This is a genomic window from Methanoculleus sp. SDB (genome assembly GCA_001412355.1).
Lineage (GTDB): Archaea > Halobacteriota > Methanomicrobia > Methanomicrobiales > Methanomicrobiaceae > LKUD01.
On record LKUD01000005.1, the window covers coordinates 19,541 to 27,670 of the forward strand.

General features: G+C 60.6%; 6 protein-coding genes. 1 reads left to right on the forward strand and 5 read right to left on the reverse strand.

Annotated elements, in window-relative coordinates; all coding sequences use genetic code 11:
* Position 1: 1 nt before the first annotated feature.
* From APR53_02080 to APR53_02100, 5 genes are read right to left on the reverse strand one after another with little or no spacing between them, the layout of a single operon-like run.
* A complete protein-coding gene (locus APR53_02080) occupies positions 2 to 2,812 on the reverse strand; it encodes a DNA topoisomerase I (GenBank protein KQC05711.1) in 2,811 nt (936 codons plus the stop codon).
* Between the two features lie 4 nt (positions 2,813 to 2,816).
* A complete protein-coding gene (locus APR53_02085) occupies positions 2,817 to 4,238 on the reverse strand; it encodes a glutamyl-tRNA amidotransferase (protein KQC05712.1) in 1,422 nt (473 codons plus the stop codon).
* The gene (gene gatA, locus APR53_02090; protein KQC05713.1) at positions 4,235 to 5,536 is read right to left on the reverse strand and encodes a glutamyl-tRNA amidotransferase; all 1,302 of its coding nucleotides are present in this window, start codon (positions 5,534 to 5,536) and stop codon (positions 4,235 to 4,237) included. The genes APR53_02085 and gatA overlap by 4 nt, the downstream gene beginning before the upstream one ends.
* Complete coding sequence (locus APR53_02095; GenBank protein ID KQC05714.1) at positions 5,536 to 5,805, reverse strand: glutamyl amidotransferase; 270 nt, start codon at positions 5,803 to 5,805, stop codon at positions 5,536 to 5,538. Before APR53_02095 ends, gatA begins: the two co-directional genes overlap by 1 nt.
* Positions 5,795 to 6,805 carry an asparagine synthase gene (locus APR53_02100; GenBank protein KQC05715.1) on the reverse strand — a complete coding sequence of 337 codons (1,011 nt, stop codon included), beginning with the start codon at positions 6,803 to 6,805 and terminating at the stop codon, positions 5,795 to 5,797. Before APR53_02100 ends, APR53_02095 begins: the two co-directional genes overlap by 11 nt.
* Before the next feature lie 114 nt (positions 6,806 to 6,919).
* Here APR53_02100 and APR53_02105 point away from each other — a divergent pair, with 114 nt between their 5' ends.
* On the forward strand, positions 6,920 to 7,345 hold the full coding sequence (locus APR53_02105; protein ID KQC05716.1) for a hypothetical protein: 426 nt from the start codon (positions 6,920 to 6,922) through the stop codon (positions 7,343 to 7,345).
* Positions 7,346 to 8,130 lie beyond the last annotated feature (785 nt).

The window sequence follows — 8,130 nt, forward strand, 5'->3', positions numbered from 1 at the left end:
ATTATGCTTCGGTGCCGGCCGCCGCTTTTTGCATCGCCGCCACCTTCTCTTCTGAGATCGAGGCAATCCGTGCAATCCGTCCCGGTTCGGCATGTGCGAGTGTGTGGGCATCGGTGACGCCCGCACGGTAGAGGCGCTCAAGTATCGCCTCCCCGACACCGGGGAGTGCGAGAAGTTCGATCCTGCCCTTTTCAAGCGCCTTTTTCGTTATTTTTTGCGGCGGATTCACACCCATGCCCGTGCAGACCTTCTCCACATGCTTCTGTACGGTTTCGATGCCGATACCGGTCTTGACGCTGATGAAGGCGGACGGGATGTGACAGAAATCCTCCGGTCTCTCAATACCGGCATCCAGGTACTTTTTCAGGCTGACGGGAGGAATCCCGGTTTCCCGCAGGGTCTGTTCCCGGCACACCCTCTCCGCCGCCCTGATAAGCGAGACGGCCTCCTTGTCACCTACTTTCAGGGAAACGAGCACGGCAGGATCAAGAAGGGAAAGGTCACGGATGGTATTCACATCCGCCGCAAAGAGGCCTGAAGCGATCTTGCCGTGGCTTCGTCCCCGCCGCGGCGGGATATGCGCCCGCAGGAATTTCCGGAGTTCTGATCGTTTCCGGAGAAGTCCGAGGACCGATTCCGCCTCTTCGATCAGGCGTGCTGCGGCGGCAGGATCGATCGACAACAACGATGCAAGTTTTACCGCTTCCGCACCCGCAATCTCTCCGACCGTGTAGATATGATGCGAGTGAAGCCGGTGGATGAGGCTGTCGGTCATGGCAGGCATGAGGCGGAGCGTCTCGCTATGTGATGCGATATGGTTGCAGAAGGGGCAGCCGATGTCCCACGGACGGGCACCTTTCCGTACGAGGCGGACATGGGCGAGCCCGTGGTGCGGGCAGATCTCTTCTGTCCGCACCGCTCGTCCCCACTGGGCGGAGGGAAGGCTGATATTGAATCCGCACTCGGGATACGCGGAGCAGCCGATGAACTGCGCCATCCCCTTTGACTGGCGGAGGCGAAGTTCCTCACCACAGACGGGGCATTTGCCGAGGATACGCTCCTCGTCGGTCCGCTCCATGATCTCCTCGCCGATCTCGTCCCGGTGTGCTTCGAGGTCGTCGAAGACCTGGTGAAGCATCGAACGCGACTCGGCAACCACAATATCACGCTTCCGCTTTGCCTGCTTGATCTCCTCCATATGGCCTTCAAGAGTCCGCGTCATGTCGGGTTTCGTAATGAGCTCCACGTGGCTTTCCAGTGATTCTGTGACCGCCCGGCCGACAAGGGTGGGGCGCAGCGGCGTCCCCGCCACATAGCGGCGCGAGACAAGCTTCCCGATCACATCGTGCCGGGTACTCTTCGTGCCGAGGCCAAGCTCTTCCATCCGCTGGATGAGCCGGCTCTGGGAGTATCGCGGCGGCGGCTGCGTCGCCTTCTCCTCGAGCACCACATCGCGGATCGGGAGCCGGTCCCCCGCCACAAGCACCGGGAGAATGTACTCCTGCGCGTCGCTGTACGTGTAGACGGTCAGGTACCCGGGTTCGGCCATCCGCTGCCCCGTAGCCGTGTACTCCTGCCCCGAGGCGTCGAAGAGGTATTTCAGGGTTTTCCACGTCGCGTCGGGGCTCAGGGTGGCGAGGAACCGCCTGACGACAAGCTCGTAAATCTTCCATGCGTCATCGCTGACCTGACCGCGTGCGAGTGCACCCGTCGGGTGTATCGGTGGATGATCGGTGCTCGATTTCTTGCCGCGTGTGGGAGTGCCGCGCCGGTGCGCCCGCACCCATGCCGCATCACGGGAAAATGCCGACTTTTCAAGGACCGTAAGGATACCATCGAGATCGAGCGATGCAGGATAGACCGTATTGTCGGTGCGGGGGTAGGATATGTGCCCGTTCATGTAGAGATCTTCTGCGATACGCATCGAATTTGCCGCGGAAAAGCCAAGGCGTGCTGCCGCGACGATAAAGGATGTCGTGTCGAACGGAGCGGGCGGGCGGTCCGTCTTGATCCCTTCCTTCACACCGGTGACGAGAAGAGGCTCCAGAGTCTTCGCGGCGGCATGCCCCGCCTCGTCATGGTCCCAGAATCTCCCGTGGGTATGCCGCGCCTCGAAACGCTGACCGGCCGCCTCGGTTTCCAGGTGCAGCATCCAGTATGCCTCGGGAGTGAATGCTTCTATCTCCTTTTCCCGGTCCACGATCATGGCAAGGGTCGGACTCTGGACGCGCCCGACACTCAGGATGTTTTTTCCGCCGCGCCGTGCTGCGATGCTGATGAACCGGGTGAGCGACGCACCCCACATGAGATCGACGATCTGCCGTGCTTCCCCTGCCGCTGCAAGATCGAAGTCAATCGCCGAGGGATGGGAAAACGCCGCGGTGATCTCGCCGCGGGTGATGGCACTGAACCGTGCGCGCTGGACAGGCACCGACGGATTGACATCGCGGACGAGTTCGTACGCCTCTTTGCCGATCAGCTCCCCTTCCGTATCGAAATCGGTCGCGATAGTGACGCGATCGGCCTTTTTTGCGAGTTTCTGGATCAGGGTGACGATCCGTTTTTCCGTGGGGCGCTTGATCATGCCCGCATCGATGAGAGTTCTCGGGGGATGCGCCTCGCTCCGCCAGTTTGTATACCCCGGTTCGAAATCTATCTCAACGACGTGTCCCCGGAGCCCGACTGCGACCTGATTGCCGAAACGGTATGCCGCAACGCCGCCTTCCTTTCGGATCTCGACCTTCTCCCTGTCGGCGAGAATCCCGGCAATGCGCTGTGCTGCGATATTCTTTTCAGCAATAATCAGGTGCATGGGCTCACTCACTCTCCTCTTCGATATGGGCGCGGATGCGCCGGTTAAGATCTTTCGGATCGGCCCGCCCGCGCGTTTCCTTCATGGCCATGCCGACAAGGAAATTCAGGGCACCCTCTTTGCCGCTCACGAAATCAGCGACTGCGTCGGGATGAGCACGGACAACCGAGACGATGATATCGGCAAACGCATCTCCTTCCGCCTTTCCGAGATTCTCGCGTGCGACGATTTCGGCCGGCATCTCCGGCTCACGCCCTTCCCTGCAGGCATCGAGCAGGCGGCGAAGCACTTCGACACCCGCACGGTCGGTGATCCGCCCGTCCTTAAGGAGCGTGATCAGGCCGGCGAAATGCTCCGCCGGAAAGTGATCGATCGGCATGGAACGGTATGCGAGCTCTCCGAGGAGCGTGTCTGCAACCCAGGTGGCGGCCAGGTTCGCGTCCGCAGGAGCGACAGCCTCATAAAATTCCGCAATCCGGATCTCGCCCGTCAGTGTCCGGGCATGGTTCTCCGAGATGCCGTACTGCCGGATGAAACGTTCCCGCCGCGCATCAGGCAGTTCCGGGAGCACGATATCGTCCACCCAACCACTGACCCGCAACGGCAGGAGATCGGGTTCGGGGAAGTAGCGATAGTCGTTCTCCTCCTCCTTCGAGCGGGACGACGTGGTGATGCCGCGCCCTTCCTGGAAGTGCCGGGTCTCGCGCACGATTGCGACCCCGCGCCGGATCAGGTTTTTCTGCCGGGTTATCTCAAAGGTGAGGGCTTTTTCGACTCCCTTGTAGGACGAGATGTTTTTACACTCCACGCGGTTGTGCCCTTTCAGCGAGATATTTGCGTCGACACGGATGGCTCCCTCGCGCTCGCCGTCGAAGACGTTCAGGTACTCGAGTGTCGCCCGGAGTTTGTTGAGGAACCGCCGTGCCTCTTTGGGCGAGCGGAGATCGGGATCGGTCACAATCTCGATCAGCGGGATGCCGCTCCGGTTGTAGTCGATGAGGGAGTATCCCGCGCGATCGCGGCCCGTCCTGTGGACGAGACGGCCGGGGTCCTCTTCGAGATGGATGCGCGTGATGCCGATGCGTTTCGGCGTGCCGTCATCCGCCTCGATCTCGAGCCAGCCCCCTTCGGCGAGCGGCTTGTCGTACATCGTTATCTGGTATCCTTTCGGAAGATCGGGGTAGAAGTAGTTTTTCCGGGAGAACACCGACTCCTCGAGCACGGTAAGGTTGAGCGCCTTGGCCACCCTGAGCGCGTAGTCGACGGTCCCGCGGTTCAACCGGGGCATGGCGCCGGGCAGCCCGAGACAGACGGGACAGACGTGAGTGTTGGGGCCGTCGTCACGGTAATCGGTCGAGCAGCCGCAGAAAAGTTTTGTCTTCGTGCTGAGCTGGCAATGGATTTCAAGCCCGATGATAACGTTCATCGCCGCACCTCCTGTTCATAGGCAAAACCAACGTCAACGACCCGCTCGTCCTCGAAATGCCGGCCGATGATCTGCAGGCCCGCCGGGAGGCCGTTCACCGTGCCGCAGGGAACGGATATCGCCGGCACACCCGCGAGATTTGCGGGGACGGTGAGAATATCGGAGAGATACATCGAGAGGGGATCCGACTTCTCGCCGAGCCGCCATGCAGTCGTCGGCATCGTCGGGCCCGCGATCACGTCGACATCACGGAGCAGCCGGGCGAAGTCGTCCCTAACTGCTTTCCGCGCCACCTGCGCCTTCGCATAGTACTTGCCGTAGTACCCTGCCGAGAGGGCGAAGGTGCCGAGCATGATGCGCCGCTGCACCTCGTTTCCGAAACGGTCGCCGCGGAGTTCCCTGAATGCTGCGTGCCATTGTTTCTTCGTATCGACGGCGGGTCCGTAGCGGACACCGTCGAACCGCGCAAGATTAGAGGAAGCTTCGCTTGTACAGGTGACATAGTAGGCCGCAAGGGCGAAGGCCATCGACGGCATCGTGCACGGCACAATCTCCGCACCGAGATGCTCCAGCACGGCGAGTGCATCGCGGACCCGCTCCCCGACCGCCTCGTCGACACCTTCCCCGAAGAACTCCGCAGGTACGCCGATGCGGGTGCCCCGTATTTCTGCCGAAGGAGTATGGGCGTAGGGGCGGTCGGCTGACGTCGAGTCCCGGGCGTCATACCCCGCAATCACCGCCATAAGGCGGGAGACGTCGCTGACCGTGGCAGCCAGAGGGCCGATCTGTTCAAGAGAATTCGAATAGGCAATAAGCCCGTACCGCGAAACACGGCCGTAGGTTGGTTTCAGCCCCACGATGCCGCAGAACGCCGCGGGGCAGCGTATGGACCCCCCCGTATCGGATCCGAGCGCCGCAGGCACGAGGCCGCCGGCGACCGCAGCGGCACTGCCGCCCGAAGAACCGCCCGGGACCCTCCCCGGATCGGCGGGGTTTGTCGTCGGCCCGTAGGCGCTGTTTTCGGTGGTCGTGCCCATTCCGAACTCGTCCATATTGGTTTTTCCGACGATCGCGGCACCGGCGGCCTTCAGCAGCGTGACGACATGGGCATCGTAGGGAGGGACATATCCCTCGAGAATGCGCGAGCCGCAGGTGGTGGGGAGACCTGCCGTGGAGATATTATCCTTGACCGCCACCGGCAGTCCGCCGAGCGCGCCGTCACCGTACCCGACCGTCTCCTGCCGGTGCAGAAACGCGTTCCAGCGGTCCGGCGCATCGAACGAAAACGTTCCCGCCACTACATCACCCTCGGGCCCTTGATAAACTCGTCCTCGGACGCACCGGGATTTGAGAGCACGGCGTCCTGATCAAGGGAAGGCTCCACGATATCCTCGCGGAATATATTGTACCGGCCGGCACCTTCGGACGGCGCCGCTTCCACCGCGTCGAGCAGGTCGAAATATTCGAGAATTGAATTGAACTGTGCGGTAAACGTGCCCAGTTCTTCCTTGGGTATGGATATGTCCGCGAGGTTCGCGATATCGTTAATCTCAGTTTCAGATACCATCGTGTGCAGTCTCCCCAATCTGATTTATGTACCCTTGTACCGATTTTTTATAACCATTTTCACGTGCAAGCTGCCGGATCACTTTCCAGACGCCGCTGCCGTACTGCATCGCCTTCTTCTCGTACCGGGCGATATCCGCCGGCACCTCGCGCTCCGCAACCCGCCGGAGGGGGCGTTTTCTCACCCCGCCTTCCACCATTGCTGCGGGCGGCAGGGCCCGTGCAGCGCGCACGACGCGGATGTCAAGATACGGCAGCGAAAAGGACGTGCCATGAAGGCCTGCCACCGCCTGGTCACGCGCACACTGGCCGGCAAGCCCGCGAAAATCCTTCGCGAGATCACCGGCGATGTCCGCACTTTCGAGGTACCGGGCATATCCTCCAAAGAGTTCGTCTGCACCCTGGCCGGCAAGAATGCGGCTATATCCATGCTCAGCCGCCCATGATGCAATACAGTACTGTGTTGCGGCAATCGACGCGTCGACGGGGTTTTTATCCGGGATGACCAGTACCACCGCAAGGAGGGCAGCGGAGATCATGGCAGGCGTCAGTTCGACGGCATGGAGTGTCAGTCCGAGCTTTTCTGCGACATATGCCGCCCGCTCCAGATCGTGCGATCCCGGCAGGCCGACTGCCACGCAGGGAAGCCCGGCAAGCGCTGCGATGAGGCTTGAGTCAACGCCTCCTGAGAGCGCAGTGACCCCTTCGTCGCTCCGGAGCCGTACCGCCTCGGCTATCGCATCATGGAGATCGAACGCGGGCGGATCAGGGGATACGGTGCCTGCTTCCCTGCCGGTGCAGTACACGCTGCCGGCAGGGCACGGGCCGGGTATAATCCCGAAATGGTCCCGTGCCATGCAGTCGTTCCACATGAGCAGGAACTCGCCCCCGAAACGCCCGACGGCGGAAGGGCCTGCCTCCAGCAACCTCCCGACATCACCGGCAGACAGATGCCGCCCGTCCTCTTCGACCCACCCCTTCAGGGTAACGGTGTCAACCATGAGACAGCCTGTTCCTGTATCGTTCTACCCCTTCATACATGGATATTGCGGATATGCCCCGATCCCGAAGGGTTACTACTATGACCCCGGCATGCGTACCGGGATGTGACGGGTATGACGATCAGTACACAGACACGCGAGCAGGTCGAATCGGTCCTCCGTGCATTCACGGACGCCTACTCCGCACGGGACACCGAGGGCGTGATGGCCCTTGTCGCACCCGGATTTGCCGGGTTCTGGAGCGGGCCCGGTGAAAAGCTAACATCCGCGAACGAGTTTGGGAACCGTCTTTCCCGGGAATTCTCCCGGTGCGGGACACTCTCCCTGGATCTTTTGGATTTGCGGATAGACGCGTCCGGTACCGTTGCATGGGTTCTCGCCGATGCAATCGTCGGTGCCGGCACCGGCGGGGTAACACATCGCCGCCCCGGCAGGCTGACCATGGTGCTGGTGGGCACCGGCCATACATGGAAACTCGTGCAGTCGCATTTCTCTCTCCCCGAACAGAAGCCGGGCGATGCTGCCTTTCCGTCCCCCTGAGGCTGCGGCCGGGAGAGAGCGGATTTAACAATTTCTCCTGCCCGATCCGCACCGACAGCCTTCCCGTCCGGCCGCCTCCGTGAACCTGTCTGCAACAGCGATAATCCTAATTGGTCACCAATAATGTTAATCATTGAGAGCAAATTTTTTATATCATTATGACGATAGTGTGATCGGGGAGTTGCATTTGCCAACAGCGTTCACCCTCCCGGATGCAACCCTCGGGCCACGCGTCATCAATCAAGCAACAAACACAGTGTTCTTCGGCAGAAAGCCCGCCCCGTGCGGGCGATTACCTGCCGATTCGCATGACACGGCACGAAGCACACCTCCACACGGCCGTCGGGCTGACACCACACCCTGTTGAAGGCATTGTCACGTTCACCAACGCCACCTATACCAACTCCCCACCCTTTTTCGTATCGTTTTCAGACTCAGGAGGCTCTTTTTTGCTTAGCGCTATAATTAATCATTGTCGTCTATCTATATCGTTAACCAGTAAGAGATAATTATAAATATTAGCATGAATAAGTAGTGATCAGGGAGTTGAATTATGCACCAGATGGCTAACCTCCTGCATCACACGCACACCATGCACCCCCCTGCGGCGCCCTCCCTGGCGGGTAAGGGACGGGTCGGTGCGGGGAGAGGTGTACACACCATAAAACCAGGTTCTACCTCTCATGCAGCCGGACACTTCCTCCGTCCCGGCTGCCCTCACGTCCTACCGTAAATATCCATACCAACTCCCACTCAAGACAACATTTTTTCTGAATTTTCCTTAA

What these genes read in the sequence shown, in the direction of transcription:
- APR53_02080 (KQC05711.1), bottom strand. Translation starts at nt 2,812, where the DNA reads ATGCACCTGATTATTGCTGAAAAGAATATCGCAGCACAGCGCATTGCC.
- APR53_02085 (KQC05712.1), bottom strand. Translation starts at nt 4,238, where the DNA reads ATGAACGTTATCATCGGGCTTGAAATCCATTGCCAGCTCAGCACGAAG.
- APR53_02095 (KQC05714.1), bottom strand. Translation starts at nt 5,805, where the DNA reads ATGGTATCTGAAACTGAGATTAACGATATCGCGAACCTCGCGGACATA.
- APR53_02100 (KQC05715.1), bottom strand. Translation starts at nt 6,805, where the DNA reads ATGGTTGACACCGTTACCCTGAAGGGGTGGGTCGAAGAGGACGGGCGG.
- APR53_02105 (KQC05716.1), top strand. Translation starts at nt 6,920, where the DNA reads ATGACGATCAGTACACAGACACGCGAGCAGGTCGAATCGGTCCTCCGT.